12 protein-coding genes are annotated in these 18,683 nt (G+C 63.1%); 10 read left to right on the forward strand and 2 right to left on the reverse strand.

The window, feature by feature from the left end:
- The first annotated feature begins 1 nt into the window (after position 1).
- The 8 genes from AC04SF_RS04275 (at position 2) to bglA (ending at position 13,999) form a co-directional block, all read left to right on the forward strand.
- A complete protein-coding gene (locus AC04SF_RS04275; RefSeq protein WP_488476638.1) occupies positions 2–784 on the forward strand; it encodes an ATP-binding cassette domain-containing protein in 783 nt (260 codons plus the stop codon).
- 131 nt (positions 785–915) lie between these two features.
- Entirely contained in the window at positions 916–3,384 is a 2,469-nt protein-coding gene (locus tag AC04SF_RS04280) for a glycogen/starch/alpha-glucan phosphorylase (RefSeq protein WP_488476639.1), read from the forward strand.
- 106 nt (positions 3,385–3,490) lie between these two features.
- Positions 3,491–5,704 (forward strand): 1,4-alpha-glucan branching protein GlgB, encoded by a 2,214-nt coding sequence (gene glgB, locus AC04SF_RS04285; RefSeq protein WP_488476640.1) that lies wholly within the window; start codon positions 3,491–3,493, stop codon positions 5,702–5,704.
- 53 nt (positions 5,705–5,757) lie between these two features.
- Positions 5,758–7,023 carry a glucose-1-phosphate adenylyltransferase gene (gene glgC / locus AC04SF_RS04290; protein ID WP_096456126.1) on the forward strand — a complete coding sequence of 422 codons (1,266 nt, stop codon included), beginning with the start codon at positions 5,758–5,760 and terminating at the stop codon, positions 7,021–7,023.
- Between the two features lie 70 nt (positions 7,024–7,093).
- Entirely contained in the window at positions 7,094–8,539 is a 1,446-nt protein-coding gene (glgA, locus tag AC04SF_RS04295; protein ID WP_488476641.1) for a glycogen synthase GlgA, read from the forward strand.
- 3 nt (positions 8,540–8,542) lie between these two features.
- A complete protein-coding gene (locus AC04SF_RS04300) occupies positions 8,543–10,171 on the forward strand; it encodes an alpha-D-glucose phosphate-specific phosphoglucomutase (RefSeq protein ID WP_488476642.1) in 1,629 nt (542 codons plus the stop codon).
- A 199-nt stretch (positions 10,172–10,370) separates the two neighbouring features.
- Positions 10,371–12,371, forward strand: a complete 2,001-nt coding sequence (gene glgX / locus AC04SF_RS04305) for a glycogen debranching protein GlgX (protein WP_488476643.1) — start codon at positions 10,371–10,373, stop codon at positions 12,369–12,371.
- The gene (gene bglA / locus AC04SF_RS04310) at positions 12,368–13,999 is read left to right on the forward strand and encodes a beta-galactosidase BglA (protein ID WP_488476644.1); all 1,632 of its coding nucleotides are present in this window, start codon (positions 12,368–12,370) and stop codon (positions 13,997–13,999) included. The genes glgX and bglA overlap by 4 nt, the downstream gene beginning before the upstream one ends.
- Before the next feature lie 50 nt (positions 14,000–14,049).
- Here the strand turns inward: bglA and AC04SF_RS04315 are convergent, their stop codons facing one another.
- Both AC04SF_RS04315 and AC04SF_RS04320 read right to left on the reverse strand, forming a co-directional pair.
- Positions 14,050–15,819, reverse strand: coding sequence for a hypothetical protein (locus AC04SF_RS04315; protein WP_488476645.1), 1,770 nt, complete (start codon positions 15,817–15,819; stop codon positions 14,050–14,052).
- Positions 15,820–16,266, reverse strand: a complete 447-nt coding sequence (locus AC04SF_RS04320) for a TadE/TadG family type IV pilus assembly protein (RefSeq protein WP_096456137.1) — start codon at positions 16,264–16,266, stop codon at positions 15,820–15,822.
- A gap of 283 nt (positions 16,267–16,549) precedes the next feature.
- On the opposite strand from AC04SF_RS04320, the gene AC04SF_RS04325 reads away from it, so the two are divergent.
- On the forward strand, positions 16,550–18,142 hold the full coding sequence (locus AC04SF_RS04325) for a peptide ABC transporter substrate-binding protein (RefSeq protein WP_488476646.1): 1,593 nt from the start codon (positions 16,550–16,552) through the stop codon (positions 18,140–18,142).
- Positions 18,143–18,306: 164 nt separating this feature from the next.
- The coding region (locus AC04SF_RS04330; protein WP_488476647.1) for an ABC transporter permease family protein at positions 18,307–18,683 on the forward strand (377 nt) is incomplete at its 3' end.

Here is an 18,683-nt window from a genome sequence, read left to right on the forward strand (position 1 = left end):
CATGACCCAGGAACCCATCCTCACCGCGCGCGGTCTGATCAAGCGCTATGGCCGCGTCACCGCCCTCGACAATGCCGACTTCGACCTATACCCCGGCGAAATCCTTGCCGTCATCGGCGACAATGGCGCCGGCAAGTCGTCGCTCATCAAGGCGATTTCCGGCGCGGCCGTGCCCGACGAAGGTGAAATACGGCTCGAAGGCAAAGCCGTCGCCTTCAAGTCGCCGATGGAAGCCCGCGAAGCCGGTATCGAGACCGTCTACCAGAACCTGGCCCTGTCGCCGGCACTGTCGATCGCCGACAACATGTTCCTCGGCCGCGAGATCCGCAAACCCGGCTTCCTTGGCCAGTGGCTGCGCATGCTCGATCGCCCGGCGATGGAAAAGCGCGCCCGCGACAAACTCACCGAACTCGGCCTGATGACCATCCAGAACATCAGCCAGGCGGTGGAGACGCTCTCGGGCGGCCAGCGCCAGGGCGTGGCGGTGGCGCGCGCCGCTGCCTTCGGCAGCCGGGTGGTTATCATGGACGAACCGACGGCCGCCCTTGGCGTCAAGGAGAGCCGCCGCGTGCTCGAACTGATCCTCGACGTGAAAAAACGTGGCCTGCCGATCGTGCTGATCTCGCACAACATGCCGCATGTCTTCGAGGTGGCCGACCGTATCCACATCCATCGCCTCGGCCGTCGCCTCTGCGTCATCGACCCCAAGCAATATACGATGTCCGATGCCGTCGCTTTCATGACCGGCGCGAAGGCGCCTCCGGAGGCTGCGCTCGCCGCCTGATTGTCAAATTGCCGCAGGGTAAGCCGGAGCGCATTCATCTAAATCGATTGAATATATGTTGCAATGCAGTAACATGGGCTGGGATGAATGGTGAAAGCCGGTATGATCATTGCAACCGCACGAGAGGCAGCATGACGCGCGCGATGACATCCGAAACCCTTCCTCCACTGCTCGAAAATCCTGATCCGAAGACGCTCGCAAGGGAAGTCTTGGTGGCCCTCAAATACCGGGTCGGCAAGGATACCACCGTCGCGACCCAGTACGACTGGCTGACGGCCTCGATCAAGGTCGTGCGCGACCGCATCGTCGATCGCTGGATGCAGGCAACGAAAGAGGCCTACGACCAGCAGGAAAAGCGCGTCTACTATTTGTCGCTTGAATTCCTCATCGGCCGCCTGATGCGTGACGCCTTCTCCAATCTTGGCCTGATGGCCAATATGCGCGAGGCGCTGTCGTCGCTCGGCGTCGACCTCGATCTCATCGCGGCGCTCGAACCCGATGCCGCGCTCGGAAATGGCGGCCTTGGCCGGCTCGCTGCCTGCTTCATGGAAAGCATGGCGACCGTCGACATTCCGGCACACGGCTACGGCATCCGCTACGCCAACGGCATGTTCCGCCAGGAGATTCAAGGCGGCTGGCAGGTCGAACTGCCCGAGACCTGGCTCGATCACGGCAATCCCTGGGAATTCGAACGGCGCGAACGCTCCTTCGAAGTCGGTTTCGGCGGTTCGGTGGAGTCCATCACCTCGAAGGATGGCCGGCTGGAGCGCCACGTCTGGAAGCCGACCGAACATGTCCTGGCCGTCGCCTACGACACGCCTGTCGTCGGCTGGCGGGCAAACCGCGTCAACACGCTGCGGCTGTGGTCGGGCATGCCGGTCGATCCGATCCTGCTCGACAAGTTCAATGCCGGCGACCACATCGGCGCACTGGCCGAAAGCAACAAGGCGGACGCGCTGTCGCGCGTGCTTTACCCCGCCGATTCCCATATGGCCGGGCAGGAGCTCAGGTTGCGGCAGGAGTATTTCTTCTCCACCGCCTCGCTGCAGGACATCGTGCAGCGCCATCTCAGCCAGTACGGTGACCTGAAGTCGCTGCCCGACAAGGCGGCGATCCACTTGAACGACACCCATCCGGCGATCGCGGTGCCGGAGCTGATGCGGCTCTTGATGGATGTCCACGGCATGGACTTCGATCTCGCCTGGGACATCACCAAGCGCACCTTCGGCTACACCAACCACACGCTTCTTCCCGAGGCGCTGGAAAGCTGGCCGGTGCCGTTGTTCGAGCGGCTCTTGCCGCGCCATATGCAGATCGTCTACGCCATCAACGCGCAGGTGCTTCTGGAGGCACGCGCCACCGACCAGTTCTCGGATGAGCAGATCGGCCGCATCTCGCTGATTCAGGAAAACGGCGACCGCCGCGTGCGGATGGGCAACCTCGCCTTTGTCGGCTCGCACTCGATCAACGGTGTCTCGGCACTGCATACCGAGCTGATGAAGGAAACGGTGTTCGCCGACCTGCACAAGCTCTATCCCGATCGTATCAACAACAAGACCAACGGCATCACGCCGCGGCGCTGGCTGATCCAGTGCAATCCTGGGCTGACCTCGCTCGCCCGTGAGGCGATCGGTGACCGCTTTCTCGACGACATCGACGCCATCAAAGGGCTCGAGGGCTTTGCCGATGACAGCGCGTTCCGGGAAAAATTCGCGGGCGTCAAGCGGCAGAACAAGGTGCGGCTGGCCAATCTCGTCGCCGACCGGCTCGGCATCAAGGTCGACCCTTCGGCGCTGTTCGACATCCAGGTCAAGCGCATCCACGAATACAAGCGCCAGCTCCTCAACATCCTCGAGGCGATCGCACTTTACGACCAGATCCGTTCGCATCCCGAACGCGACTGGATGCCGCGCGTGAAATTCTTCGGCGGCAAGGCGGCGCCCAGCTATCACAACGCCAAGCTGATCATCAAACTCGCCAACGATGTCGCCAAGGTCATCAACCGTGATCCGGCGGTGCGTGGCCTGCTGAAAGTGGTGTTCGTGCCGAACTACAATGTCAGCCTGGCCGAAATCATGATGCCGGCCGCCGACCTGTCCGAGCAGATTTCGACCGCGGGCATGGAAGCGTCGGGTACCGGCAACATGAAGTTTGCGCTGAACGGCGCGCTGACCATCGGCACGCTCGACGGCGCCAATGTCGAGATCAAGGAATGCGTCGGCGACGACAACATCTTCATCTTCGGCCTGACGACGGCTGAAGTGGCCGAGCGGCGCAACAATGGCTACAACCCGCGCGCCGTGATCGAGGGTTCGTCCGAACTGGCGCAGGCTGTGGCCGCTGTTTCGTCCGGCGTCTTCTCGCCCGATGATCCCAATCGCTACCGCGAACTGATCAACGGCCTCTACGACAGCGACTGGTTCATGGTCGCCGCCGACTTCGACGCCTACGCCGCCGCCCAGCGTGATGTCGACGCCGTCTGGCGCAACAGCCCGGATTGGTATGCCAGGGCAATCCGCAATGTCGCGCGCGTCGGCTGGTTCTCGTCCGATCGCACGATCCGCCAATACGCGAAAGAAATCTGGAACGTGCCTGCCTGATGTGATTGCATGAGGCCACGAACAATGTGGTCCCGGTGATGCTGGTTGAATGCCAACGCGCATCATCAGAAACAAACACCTGGTGCCCTGGGAGGGACACTGCCTGATGAGGAAGCCGCGCGCGACCGCTGCGACAAGCGGGCCGGACGGACTGGCGCCAGCCAGCGATGTTGCGGCGATTGTCGCCGGCACGCATGGAGATTCGTTTGCGGTCCTCGGTGTCCATGAGGTCGGCAAAAGCCTGTTTGCCCGTTGCTTCGTTCCGCATGCCGAGACCGTCACCGCCTATACGCTGACGGGCATCGAGGCTGGTCAATTGTCCAGGCGAGACGATGCCGGCTTCTTCGAAGGCGGATTGTCGATCAAGAAGCGGCAGCCGCTGCGCTATCACGCGCGCAATGCCGGCGGCGACTGGTGGCTGACCGATCCCTATTCGTTCGGCCCGGTGCTCGGCCCGTTGGATGACTATTACATCGCCGAGGGGTCGCACCTCCGGCTGTTCGACAAGCTTGGCGCGCATGTCATCGAGCATGAAGGCGCCACCGGCGTGCATTTCGCCGTCTGGGCTCCCAATGCAAAACGCGTCTCGGTGGTTGGCGATTTCAACGACTGGGATGGCCGCCGCCACACGATGCGCGATCGCCGCGACACCGGCATCTGGGAACTGTTCGTGCCCGACATCGGCGCCGGGCGACCCTACAAATACGAGATCATCGGGCCCGACGGCGTCAGGCTGCCGCTCAAGGCGGACCCGTTTGCGTTCAAATCCGAACTGCGCCCGGCCACGGCCTCGGTTGTCGCCGTGCCGCCGGCGCATGAATGGGGCGATGAGGCGCACCGCAATTTCTGGCGCAATGCCGATCACCGGCGCGAAGCGATCTCCATCTACGAAGTCCACGCCGGGTCCTGGCAGCTTCGCGACGACGGCACGTTCCTGTCATGGGACGAACTGGCCGACCGGCTGATCCCCTATGCGGTCGAGACCGGTTTCACCCACATCGAATTCATGCCGATCTCCGAACATCCCTATGACCCGTCCTGGGGTTATCAGACAACCGGGCTTTACGCGCCGTCGGCTCGCTTCGGCGATCCGGACGGCTTTGCCCGTTTTGTCGATGGCGCGCACCGCGCCGGCGTTGGCGTCATCCTCGATTGGGTGCCGGCGCATTTCCCGGTCGACGCGCATGGCCTGGCCCATTTCGACGGCACCGCGCTTTACGAGCATGCCGATCCGCGCAAGGGCTTCCATCCCGACTGGAACACCGCGATCTACAATTTCGGCCGCCGCGAGGTCATATCGTTCCTGGTCAATAACGCGCTGTTCTGGGCCGAAAAATACCATGTCGACGGTTTGCGCGTCGATGCGGTCGCCTCGATGCTCTACCTCGACTATTCGCGCAAGGCCGGCGAATGGATCCCCAATGAGAAGGGTGGCCGCGAGAACCTCGAGGCGGTCTCTTTCCTGCAGAAGATGAACAAGGAGGTCTACGGCCACCATCCCGGCGTCATGACCATCGCCGAGGAATCGACCTCATGGCCGAAGGTTTCGGCGCCGGTGCATGAAGGCGGGCTGGGGTTCGGCTTCAAGTGGAACATGGGCTTCATGCACGACACGCTGGAGTATTTCTCCAAGGAGCCGATCTTCCGCAAGCACCACCACAACGACCTGACCTTCGGCCTGACCTACGCCTTCTCGGAGAATTTCGTGCTGCCGCTCTCGCATGACGAGGTGGTCCACGGCAAAGGCACGCTGCTGGGCAAGATGGCCGGCGACGACTGGCAGAAATTCGCGACGCTGCGCGCCTATTACGGCTTCATGTGGGGCTATCCCGGCAAGAAGCTCTTGTTCATGGGACAGGAATTCGCGCAGCGCCGCGAATGGAGCGAGGCGCGCGCGCTCGACTGGAACCTGCTCGATTTCCGCCCGCATCGCGGCGTCTGGCAGACAGTACGCGATCTCAACTATCTCTACCGCTCTCGCCCGGCGCTGCACGGCCGCGACTGCGAGCCGGAAGGGTTTTCCTGGCTGATCGTCGACGACAGCCAGAATTCGGTTTTCGCCTGGGTGCGCAACGCGCCGGGCGGCAGCCCGGTGGCCGTCATCTCCAACTTCACGCCGGTGCCGCGCGACAATTACCGCGTGCCGCTGCCGAAGGCCGGCAAGTGGCGCGAGATCATCAACACCGACGCATCCGAATATGGCGGCTCCGGCATGGGCAATGGCGGCATGGTCGAGGCAAGGGCGGAAGGCAAGAGCATCTCGGCGACGATGCTTCTGCCGCCGCTGTCGACAATCATGCTTGAACTCGTTGTCGACTGAGCCCGTCAAGGCCGACGAACAGGGCGAGACTTGAGTAACTTGGGAGGGTAGAAATGGCAGACTTGAAACGGACCCAGCCGCTGGCGCGCGATGCCATGGCCTATGTACTGGCCGGCGGCCGTGGCAGCCGCCTCAAGGAACTGACGGACCGTCGCGCCAAGCCGGCGGTCTATTTCGGCGGCAAGACGCGCATCATCGATTTCGCGCTCTCCAACGCTCTCAACTCCGGCATCCGCCGCCTTGGCGTCGCCACCCAGTACAAGGCGCATTCGCTGATCCGCCATCTGCAGCGCGGCTGGAACTTCCTGCGGCCGGAACGAAACGAGAGTTTCGACATCCTGCCGGCCAGCCAGCGCGTCTCGGAAACGCAATGGTATGAAGGCACGGCCGACGCCGTCTACCAGAACATCGACATCATCGAGGCCTATGGCCCGGAATACATGGTCATCCTCGCCGGCGACCACATCTACAAGATGGACTATGAGCTGATGTTGCGCCAGCATGTCGATGCCGGCGCCGATGTCACGGTCGGCTGTCTCGAAGTGCCCCGCATGGAAGCGACAGGCTTCGGCGTCATGCATGTCGATGCCAAGGACAACATCATCGCCTTCGTCGAAAAGCCCGCCGATCCGCCTGGCATTCCGGGCAACCCGGACTTCGCCTTGGCCTCGATGGGTATCTACGTCTTCAAGACCAAGTTCCTGATGGAGCAGTTGCGCCGCGACGCCGCCGAGCCCGGCTCCAGCCGCGACTTCGGCAAGGACATCATCCCCTATATCGTCCAGCACGGTAAGGCGATCGCGCACCGCTTCACCAAGTCCTGCGTGCGCTCGACCGCCGAGAATGAGGCCTACTGGCGCGATGTCGGAACGGTCGACGCCTATTGGGAAGCCAATATCGACCTGACTGATATTACGCCCGAGCTCGACCTCTACGACCGCGACTGGCCGATCTGGACCTATGCCGAGTTGAAGCCGCCGGCAAAGTTCGTCCATGATGAGGATGGCCGGCGCGGCTCGGCCGTTTCTTCCCTGGTCTCGGGCGACTGCATCGTCTCCGGCGCTTCGCTGAAGAAGAGCCTGATCTTCACCGGCGCCCGCATCAATTCCTATTCGACGCTGGAAGAAGTCGTCATGCTGCCGGACGTTCATGTCGGCCGGAACGCAAAGTTGAAGCGCGTCGTCATTGACCACGGTGTAAGGATACCGGAGGGCCTGGTGGTCGGCGAGGATCCCGCGCTCGACGCCAAGCGCTTCCGCGTTTCGGAGAAAGGCATCTGCCTGATCACACAGGACATGATCAACAAACTCGGGCTCTAGAGCTATTCCAGGAAAAGTGTGAGAACGGTTTTTCCGCGGGAATTGCTCAAAACAGGATCGGGATAGACGCATGCAGGTTCTGTCGGTCACGCCCGAGATCTTTCCGCTGATCAAAACCGGCGGGCTTGCCGACGTAACCGGCGCGCTGCCCATCGCGCTTGCTGCCAAGGGCGTGACCATGCGCACGCTCATTCCGGGCTTTCCCGTGGTGATGGACGCCTTCAAGAAAAAGAAGGCCGTTTATCAATATCGGCTGCTGCAGGGTGGCAAGGCTTCCGTCCATGCCGTCCAGCTTGCCGGGCTCGATCTCTTCGTGCTCGACGCGCCGCATCTGTTCGACCGCCCGGGCGGCCCCTACGGCAATGCGTCTGGCGCGGACTGGCCGGACAATTGGCGGCGCTTCGCGGCGCTGAGCCAGGTTGGTGGCGATATCGCCGGTGGTGCCATATCGGGCTATCAACCTGACATCGTCCACGCCCATGACTGGCAGTCGGCGATGACGCTGGCCTATATGCGCTACGGCAAGGCGGTCGGCGTCCCATCGATGATGACCGTCCACAATCTCGCCTTCCAGGGCCAGTTCGGCGCCGGCATCTTTGGCGAGCTTGGCCTGCCGGCGGTGGCGATGGCGCTTGACGGCGTCGAATATTATGGCGGCGTCGGCTTCCTCAAGGCCGGCCTGCAGGCCGCCTGGGCGATCACCACGGTCAGCCCCACCTATGCGCAGGAAATACGCTCGCCGGAATTCGGCATGGGCCTGGACGGCCTGATCAACATGCGCTCCAGCGATCTCTATGGCATCGTCAACGGTATCGACACCGCCATCTGGGATCCGGAGACGGACAAGCATCTGGTGTCGAACTATACGGCCGCGACGCTCAAGGCGCGGGCGCCGAACAGGGCCGCCGTGGAGGAACGCTTCGGCCTCGATCGCGACGACAGCCCGATTGTCTGTGTTATCAGCCGGCTGACCTGGCAGAAAGGCATGGACATATTGGCGACGGTGATCGACGGCGTCGTCGCGACAGGCGCGCGGCTGGCCATACTGGGCTCGGGTGATGCGGGCCTTGAAGGTGCGCTGCTTGCCGCTGCCGCGCGCCACCGTGGCCGTATCGGCGTGGTCATCGGCTATGACGAAGGGCTGTCGCACACAATGCAGGGCGGCTGCGACGCCATCATCATCCCGTCACGCTTCGAACCCTGCGGACTGACGCAGCTTTACGGCCTGCGCTATGGCTGCGTGCCGGTGGTCGCCCGCACTGGCGGCCTCGCCGACACCATCATCGACGCCAACGAGGCGGCGATGGCGGCCGGCGTGGCGACAGGGTTCCAGTTCGCTCCCAACAATGGCGGCGCGATGCTGCACGCCATCCGCCGCCTTGCCGACGCCTATGCCAATCCCGCGGCCTTCGAGACCATCCAGTGCCAGGGCATGAAGTCCGACGTGTCGTGGGACCGAAGCGCGGAAAAATACGTCGAACTCTATCGCCTGCTGCTTTCGAAAAGGGTTGCCTGAAGCATGATACGGACTGTCCCCACCAAACCCTATGCCGACCAGAAGCCCGGCACGTCGGGCCTGCGCAAGAAGGTGCCCGTGTTCCAGCAGGAGCACTATGCCGAGAACTTCATCCAGTCGATCTTCGACGCGCTCGAGGGCTTCCAGGGCAAGACGCTGGTGATCGGTGGCGACGGCCGCTTCTACAACCGCGAGGTCATCCAGAAGGCGATCGCCATGGCGGCCGCCAACGGCTTCGGCAAGGTCATGGTCGGGCAGGGCGGCATATTGTCGACGCCGGCCGCCTCGCATGTCATCCGCAAATACAAGACCTTCGGCGGCATCATCCTGTCGGCCAGCCACAATCCCGGCGGCCCGCATGAGGATTTCGGCATCAAGTACAATGCCGGCAATGGCGGCCCGGCGCCGGAAAAACTGACTGACGCGATCTTCGCCAAGACCAAGGCGATTTCGAGCTTCAAGACATCTGACATCGAGCCGATCGACATCGACACGATCGGCACGGTCAAGGCCGCCGGCATGACGGTCGAGGTCATCGATCCGGTCGCCGACTATGCCGAGCTGATGGAAAGCCTGTTCGATTTCGACGCGCTGCGCAAACTGTTCAAGTCAGGCTTCCGCATGCGCTTCGACGCCATGCACGCGGTGACCGGTCCCTACGCCAAGGAGATCCTCGAAAACCGGCTGGGCGCGCCGAACGGCACCTGCCGCAACTTCAAGCCGCTGCCGGATTTCGGCGGCCACCACCCGGATCCGAACCTGGTCCACGCCAAGCATCTCTACGACGAGATGATGGGACCGGATGCGCCGGATTTTGGTGCGGCTTCCGACGGCGATGGCGACCGCAATCTGATCATCGGCAAGGGCATCTTCGTCACCCCGTCGGATTCGGTGGCGATGCTTGCCGCCAATGCCCGCCTGGCGCCCGGCTATAAGGATGGGCTGAAGGGCATCGCCCGCTCAATGCCGACCAGTGGCGCCGCCGACCGCGTCGCCGAAAAGCTTGGCATCGGCATCTACGAGACGCCGACCGGCTGGAAGTTCTTCGGCAATCTGCTCGACGCCGGTATGGCGACGATCTGCGGCGAGGAGAGCGCCGGCACCGGCTCCAACCATGTCCGCGAGAAGGACGGGCTTTGGGCGGTGCTGTTGTGGCTCAACATCCTCGCGGCACGCGGCGAAAGCTGCAAGCAGGTCGTCACCGAGCACTGGGCGGCCTATGGGCGCAATTATTATTCGCGCCACGACTATGAAGAGGTCGAGAGCGACCGCGCCAACGCGGTGGTCGACGAACTCAGGGCCAAGCTCGGCTCGCTGCCCGGCACCAGCGTGCGCGGCCTGAAGATCGCCAAGGCCGACGACTTCGCCTATCACGACCCGGTCGACGGTTCGACCAGCGAGCACCAGGGCATCAGGATCCTGTTCGAAGGCGGCTCGCGCGTCGTCTTCCGGCTCTCCGGCACCGGCACGTCGGGCGCGACGCTGCGCGTCTATATCGAGCGCTACGAGCCGGACAAGGCGAGGCACGATCTCGACACGCAAGAGGCGCTCGCTGATCTTATCGCCGCCGCTGACGATATTGCCGGCATCAAGAGCCACACCGGCCGCAACAAACCGAGCGTGATTACTTGAGGGTGGTGGTGAGGGCTTTCCCTTCTCCCCTTGTGGGAGAAGGTGGCCGAGCGAAGCTCGGTCGGATGAGGGGTGCTCCAGCTTGGCGCAAACCGACGTCCGGATCACGGACGCCTCATTTCTTCCAACACCCCTCATCCGTCTCGGCGCTGCGCGCCGATCCACCTTCTCCCACAAGGGGAGAAGGGGAGGCGCTGGCATGAACCAACTCGGCGCCACCATCACCTCCGAAGGCATCCGCTTTGCAGCCTGGTCTTCGTCGGCCCGTCGACTCTGGGTCTCTATCTTCGACGAGCAAGACAATCGGGAAATCGATCGGGCGGAGCTGAAGCCGGAAGGCGAGGGGGTGTATGCGCTCTTCGTCTCCGGCCTTGCGGCGGGCACAAGGTATGGCATTCGTGCCGACGGCGACTATGCGCCTGAACGTGGCCTGTGGTTCGATCCGGACAAGCTGCTTGCCGATCCCTACGCCATCGAGATCGACCGCCCCTATGCCTATCACTGGCGGCTCGCAGCGCGGCGCAATGAGGGTGCCGATACCGCGCCGCTGATGCCCAAGACTGTGGCGAAAGCCTTGCCCACTGTCCCTGTGCTGCCGCCGCTGTTCCGTCCGGGCGGCCTGGTCTACGAGCTGAATATCCGCGCCTTCAGCAAGCTGCATCCGGATGTGCCCGAAGCGCAGCGCGGCACCATCGCGGCGCTTGCCCACCCTGCCATCATCGCGCATCTGAAGCGCCTCGGCGTCTCCGCCGTCGAACTGATGCCGGTGACGGCGTCGATCGACGAGCGGCATCTGCCGCCGCTGGGCCTGAGCAACGCCTGGGGCTACAATCCCGTCACCTTCATGGCGCTCGACCCGCGTCTTGCGCCCGGCGGCCTGGCGGAATTGCGCGACACGGTCGCCGCACTGCGTCAGGCCGGCATTGGCACCATCCTCGATCTCGTCTTCAACCACACCGGCGAGAGCGACCGGCTGGGGCCGACGCTGTCGTTGCGCGGGCTCGACAATCAGGCCTACTACCGGCACCAGCCGGATGGCAGGCTGGTCAACGACACCGGCACCGGCAACACCGTTGCCTGCGATCATCCGGTGGTGCACGAGATGGTGCTCGACACGCTCCGCCACTTCGTCCGCCACGCCGGCGTCGACGGCTTCCGCTTCGATCTGGCGCCGGTGCTGGGCCGCGTTGACGGCAGGTTTGATCCCGCGGCGCCCTTGCTCGCGGCGATCGCCGGCGATCCCGTCCTTGCAGATCGCGTCTTGGTCGCCGAACCCTGGGATATCGGTCCTGAGGGCTATCAGCTCGGCAACTTCCCGCCGCGTTTCCTCGAATGGAACGATCGCTATCGCGACGATGCCAGGCGCTTCTGGCGCGGCGATGCCGGCGCTGTGGGAGCATTGGCGACGCGGCTTGCCGGCTCGTCCGATATTTTTGGCAAGGTCGGCCAGCCAGCCAGCCGGACGGTCAATTTTATCGCCGCCCATGACGGCATGACGCTGGCCGACATCGTCGCCTATGAGCGCAAGCACAATGCGGCCAATGGCGAGCAAAACCGCGACGGCCACAACGACAATCTGTCCTGGAACAATGGCGCCGAAGGCGAGACGGGCGATGCGGCGATCGCCGATGCCCGCTTCGGCGATCGGTGTGCGCTGCTCGCTACGCTGTTTGCCTCGCGCGGCACCATCATGTTGACCGCCGGAGACGAGTTCGGCCGCACGCAGCAGGGCAACAACAACGCCTACGCGCAGGACAATGCCATCACCTGGCTAGACTGGGCCGGTCGCGACCAGCTGCTGGAGGATTACGTGGTGGCGCTATCGGCGCTGCGGCGTGCTTTGCCGATCCTGGCCGATACGAATTTTCTGACCGGTCAGGTGGCGGAGGGAGCAGCCATCCCCGATGTCGCCTGGCTGACCGAGACCGGGATGCCGCTCGCCGAGGCCGACTGGAACGATCCCGGGCGACATCGTCTCGTCATGCTGCTCGGCGATATGGAGGGCAATCGCCTTGCCGTCATGGTCAATGGCGACCGCCGCCAATGCGTCTTCACCTTGCCGGCCCGAGAGGGCTTCGCATGGCAGCCGGCGGTCGAAACGCAGGCGCTCGACCTTACACGGCCGTTGCCCGGTCGCAGTGTCAATTTCGCGATCGAGCGCAGGGCGGCGACGAAGACCCGTGCCAGGAAAGGTTCATGATGGCTGACGACAACACCGCGCAGGGGGCCGAATGGTGGCGCGGCTGCGTCATCTACCAGGTCTATCCGCGCTCCTTCCAGGACACGACCGGCGACGGCAGCGGCGATCTCAGGGGTATCACCACGCGGCTTGCCCATATCGCCTCGCTTGGCGTCGATGCCGTCTGGCTGTCGCCCTTCTTCAAGTCGCCGATGGCCGATATGGGCTATGACGTCTCGGACTATCGCGACGTCGATCCGATGTTCGGTTCGCTGGAGGATTTCGACGCTCTGGTCGCCGAAGCGCACCGGCTCGGACTGAGGGTCGTCATCGACCAGGTCTTGTCGCACTCATCCGACAAGCATGAATGGTTCATCGAAAGCCGTGCCAGCCGCGACAATCCCAAGGCTGACTGGTACGTCTGGGCCGCTACCAAGCCCGACGGCAACGCGCCCAACAATTGGCTGTCCGTCTTCGGTGGGCCGGCCTGGGAGTGGGATTCGACCCGACGGCAATATTACATGCACAATTTCCTCGCCTCGCAGCCCGACCTGAATTTCCACAATCCGGACGTCCAGGATGCGCTGCTCGACACGGTGCGCTTCTGGCTGGAGCGTGGTGTCGACGGTTTCCGGCTCGACACGGTCAACTACTATGTCCACGACCGCTGGCTGCGCAGCAATCCGCCTTTGGCCTCGAGCGTCGCCGGCACCAATGGCGAGACCAACACCTACCTCTACCAGGAGCATCTGTTCGACAAGACACAGCCGGAAAACCTGGCCTTCCTCAGGCGTTTCCGCGCGCTGCTCGACGAATATCCAGACCGCGCCGCCGTCGGTGAAATTGGTGATGAGGGTCGCTCGCTGCAGACGCTGGCCGCCTACACCTCCGGCGGCGACAAGCTCCAGATGTGCTACACTTTCGATTTGCTCGGCGCGCAGTTTTCGGCGGCGCATGTGCGCGGCTGCGTCGAGGCCTTTGAGCATGCGGTCGCCAACGGCTGGGTCTGCTGGGCGTTTTCCAATCATGACGTGGTGCGCCATGTCAGCCGCTGGACAGGGCCGGATGGCGATGCCGACGCGGTGGCGAGATTCTCGATCATGCTGCTTGCCTGCCTGCGCGGTTCGATCTGCCTCTATCAGGGCGAGGAACTCGGCCTGGAGGAGGCGGAGCTTGCCTATGAGGATCTGCGCGACCCCGTCGGTATCCGCTTCTGGCCCGGTGTGAAGGGCAGGGATGGCTGCCGCACGCCGATGGTCTGGGAGGCCGGCGCCGACAATGCGGGTTTCTCGACGGGCAAGCCTTGGCTGCCGGTCCCGGCCAGCCATCGCGCCCGCGCCGTCGATGTGCAGAACGGCAGCGACCAATCGGTTCTGTCCGCCTACCGCACGACGCTCGCCTTGCGCAGGCGCCATCCGGCGCTGGTCAGCGGTTCGATCCGCTTTCTCGACGCCGAGGGTGATGTGCTCGCCTTCATCCGCGAAGGCGGCGGGCAGAGGCTGCTCTGTGTCTTCAATTTCGCTGGGGAGCCGGCGAATTGGCCGTTGCCTATCGGAGCTGTCGCGCCGGTCATGGATGGCGGCGCTGTTGTCGAGGAAGAGGCGCTCTCGCTGCCGGCTCTCGGTTGCTTCCTTGGCCGGCTCGATTGACCGGCGCTTCTGCCGTCTTACGGGCAAGCACTCGCTTGGCGTAGAATGCCCTACTGAACCAGCACGGCGCGTCCGCAGGTCGCTCCAGTGACACGCACGTCGGCCTGGCCGACGCCGACACCCAGGGCCGACAGCACATTGTAGAGCAAGTCGTCGACGGGCGCCGTTACGTTGTTGAGCAGCGTCACCACCGCCGGCTTGACCGTTCCGAGCAGGGCGGTGAGATCGATACCGAGACCAAGCACATTGGCCGAAAGCGACAGGTTGTTGACCAGCGACGTGGTGAGCGACTGCGAGATGTTGCGCGTCGAAACGGTCTTCACCGTCTTGTTGGCGATGTCGGTCGCGTTGAAAGTCAAGGTTTGCGGGCTGTTGTTGGTGACCGCGGTCGCGGCGGAGCCCATCACCTGGATCAAGGGAATGTTGATCAGCAGCAGATGCAGACTCACATCGGCGATGTCGGCGTCGGTGAAGGTCTGCGGCTGGCTGAAATCTGCGAAGCCGGAGGGATTGTTGCTGTTGGCCAGGTTCAACTGGGCAATGCCGGGGTGCGCGGCGATGGAAACGCTGATGCTGGAGGGACCCGTCGGGCAGGAGATGTCCGTCAGCTTGGCCTCGGCGTAGGCGACTTCCACATTGAGCGGCAGATTGACGGCCAGCAGGCTGATGCCGCCGCCGAGACCTGGCGTGCCGACACCGACGGAGGCCGTCAGTTTGATGCGCGTTTGGGCTGTCCGCACGGTGGTGCCGATGCCATCGATCGCCAGCCAGGGCGAGGATTGCGCCGGCTCCCCAATGGCGATGCTGAGCTGGGTGTTGAGCAGCCCCGGGACCGTGGCGCCGAGATTGATCGCGGCCTGGTTGGTGCCGTTCGCGAGCACGGCGGCGGCGGTCAGCATGCCCATGGCGCTTGCGTCGACGCCGAGGCCGGACGGCTGTTGCCCGAGCCCCAGGCTGCCGACGGAACCGAGGTCGACAAGACTGCTGAGCGGGATCTTGACCGTGCTGGTCGACTTGGAGGCGATGGTTTGCAGGGCGACCTTGGCCGTATTGCCGAGTCCAGGAACATTGGCCATGGCAGTGGCGATCTGGCCGACTGTCGCCTTCGAGGCCAGCACGTCCGAATAGGTGCCGGCCGTGATGTTCAGCTGTGTGGCGAGCGCACTGACGAAGGAAAGCACGCTGACATCGGCCGAGATCAGTCCATTATAGTCCATGACGCTGAGCGAGATGTTGCCGCCGAGAAGTCCGCTCAGCAAAGCGTTGAGGATGCCGCCATTGACGCTGAGCAGTCTCGATCCGACCGAGAAAGTCGCCTGCGGCGTCATGCTGGCCGTGGCTTGGGTGCCGATGACCGGTGTGGGGATGAGCGAGCTCGCGAAATAGCGGGCAGGGATTTTCGTCAGCGTGACACGCACCGCATTGTACGGTGTTACGCCCGCCTGGAAGCGCTGGGTGACATTGGTGGTCGACGAGGCGTATCGGCCTTGCGTCACCGTTACCACCGTCTTCCCGACAGCCGGGGCAATGGTCTGGCCCGAGGCTTGAACGACGACACCCGGCATGCCGTTGTCGGTAAGCGTGGTGACGACCGCTGTGTTGACATTGTTGATGTTCGAGGCGGCGGTAATCGCCGCCAGGTCGACCATCGCCTGGGCTTGCCGGCGCTCGGTGTAGATGGAGGCTTCATCGATGGCCACCGCCGCCAACGCCAGCGCGACCGGCGCGCTCAGGGCGGTCATGACGGCGAAGTTCGCCTTCTTGTCGACCAGCAGACGCTGGGCGATCCGGCCGATCTTGGTGCGCGCGCGCAGCAACATTCAGATACCTCCGACCCTGATCGTCGACTGGCGCGTGATCGTGGTCCCCGGCATGGCTATGCCCGGGAACAGATTCCAGATCGGCAGGTTGCGCGCATCGTACGAGATCGACACCACGAACTGGCTGCCATCGGCCACGCTGTCATTGGCCTGGTAGGTCAGTTTGCTGGCGTCCACGAACGGGTAGCCACCGGCATTGTTGGTAAGGTAGCTGGCCACCAGCGTCTGCCGCTCGGTCTGGTTCAACCCGGCGATGGCCGTCCGCGCGGCATCCGCCGCGATCTGCTGGATCGAGTTGGCAGCGCCAAAATAAATGCCGTACGCAACCATTCCGAGTAGAAGGAGGATAAAAAGCGGCGACAGCAGAGCGAACTCGACCGCCGAAGTTCCCGAATTGTCTGTTCGGAATGCACGCCTTCGGACCCTGGAAATGAGGTTCTGAACCATGCTGTCAGCATGCCAAATTTCGCATGCAGAAAGCGAAAACTCCAGGCACAACCTGGGGATGTGTGCAATTGAAAATGCCGCTCTAATTTAGCCGTTGCTTCTTCGATTCTGAGGATTGACTTAGGGTCAATCAGTACTCGGTTGAAAAGAGCTTACCTCCTGTCTAGTCTCCTGCCACCAGCCGCCGGAGGGAACCGGCGGCGCGCTCAAAGGAACCAGGCATCGGTTCCGGGGCGTCAACACTTAAAGGCGCGCCAACGGCTGCGCCGACAGGGAGAACTTCATGCTGAAAAACATGCTGAAGGCGACGGTATTCGCCACCACCATGGCGGTAGCCGCTGGCGCATTCTACACGCCGGCTTTCGCCGAGAGTGTCTACAACAGGGGCACCGCCGCCGAATCGGAATCGGTCGACCCGCACAAGACCTCGACTGTCTATGAAGCCAATGTGCTGCGCGACCTGTTCCAGGGACTGGTCATGCAGGACGAGAAGGCCAACCTCATTCCGGGCGCCGCCGAAAGCTGGACGGTATCGGATGACGGCACCGTCTACACCTTCAAGCTGCGCAAGGACGGTCAGTGGTCGGACGGCAGCCCGGTGACGGCGGACGACTTCGTCTACGCCTTCCACCGGCTGGAGGACCCTGCAACCGGCGCCGAATACGCCTCGATGCTGTACCCGGTGAAGGGCGCGGAGGATTTCAACACCAAGAAGGGCAAGCCCGAGGACATGGGTGTCAAGGCGATCGACGCCAACACCCTGGAAGTGACGCTGAAGGCTCCGACGCCGTACTTCCTGGAGATGCTGACTCACCAGGCGACCTATCCGGTCAGCAAGGCCTCGATCGAAAAGCTCGGCGCCGACTGGATCAAGCCCGGCAAGCTTGTTTCGAACGGCGCCTATACGCTGGCCGAATGGGTTCCCAACGACCACATGAAATTGGTCAAGAATCCGAAATTCTGGGACGCTGCTACCGTCAAGTTCGACGTGGTCAACTACATCCCGACCGAAGACCGCTCCTCGGCGATGAAGCGTTTCGAGGCCGGCGAACTCGACAGCTATGACGATCTGCCGACCGAACAGCTCGCCGATCTCAAGACCAAGTTCGGCGACCAGATCCATGTCGGCCCGTATCTCGGCACCTATTACTACGCGATCAAGACCGACAAGGCGCCGTGGAACAACCCCGAGCTGCGCACTGCCATCTCGATGGCCATCGACCGCGATTTCATCGCCGAAAAGGTCTGGCAGAACTCGATGCTGCCCGGCTATTCGATGGTGCCTCCCGGCATTGAGGGCTACACGCCCGCAATGGCCAAATACGCCGAGATGCCGCAGATCGACCGCGAGGACGCGGCCAAGAAGATTCTCGAGAAACTCGGCTATACACCCGAGCATCCGCTGAAGATGGAAATCCGCTACAACACCTCGGAGAACCACAAGAACACCGCGGTCGCCATCCAGGAACAGCTGAAGCCGCTCGGCGTCGACGTCACGCTGCTCAACACGGACACCAAGACGCACTATTCCTTCCTCGAGCAGAAGGGCGACTACGACGTGGCGCGTGCCGCCTGGATCGCCGACTACAAGGATCCGGAAACCTTCCTCGGCATCTCGCGCAAGGCCAGCGGCAACAACTACTCGAACTACAACAGCCCGGCCTATGAAGCGGCCATGGACAAGGCGGCGGCCGCCGGCGGCAAGCCCGAAGAGCGCATGAAGGAACTCTCCGAGGCCGAGCGCATTCTCGTCGACGATGTCGGCCAGATCCCGCTTCTCTACTACAGCTACCACGACATCGTGTCCTCGAAGCTGCATGGCTTCGTCGACAATGTGATGGACGTCCATCCGTCGCGCTTCGTCAGCAAGGACTGATCCCTGGCCAATCCGCCGCGCCCTGAGAGGCGCGGCGGTGCTGGTTTGCCATCGCATCGGCCCGGGACGCGGAATCGATTTTCGGAAAATCCGGTGCGAAGATTTGAAGGCTGGAGCACGATCATCCAACCGGATGGGCGTGTTCCGGATCAAGTGGGGCACCGATGCTGCGATACGTATTCCGGCGGCTTTTGACCGCCATACCGACGCTGTTCGTTATCGTGACGATGGCGTTCTTCCTGATGCGCGTCGCGCCAGGCGGCCCATTCAACCAGGAGCGCGGGCTGAGCCCGGAGATCAAGGCCAACCTTGAAGCCCAGTTCGGCCTCAACGATCCGCTCTGGCTGCAATATGTCCACTATCTCGGCAATCTCTTGCGCGGCAATTTCGGTCCGAGCTACAACATGCCGGACTTCACCGTCACCGAACTGTTCGCCAAGGGCCTGCCCATTTCCGTCCAGCTCGGTGCCTCGGCGCTGATCCTGGCGCTGCTGCTTGGCAGCGTGCTCGGCACCATTGCCGCGCTCAACCAGAACAAGCT

The sequence above is a fragment of the Mesorhizobium sp. CNPSo 4671 genome (assembly GCF_057784245.1).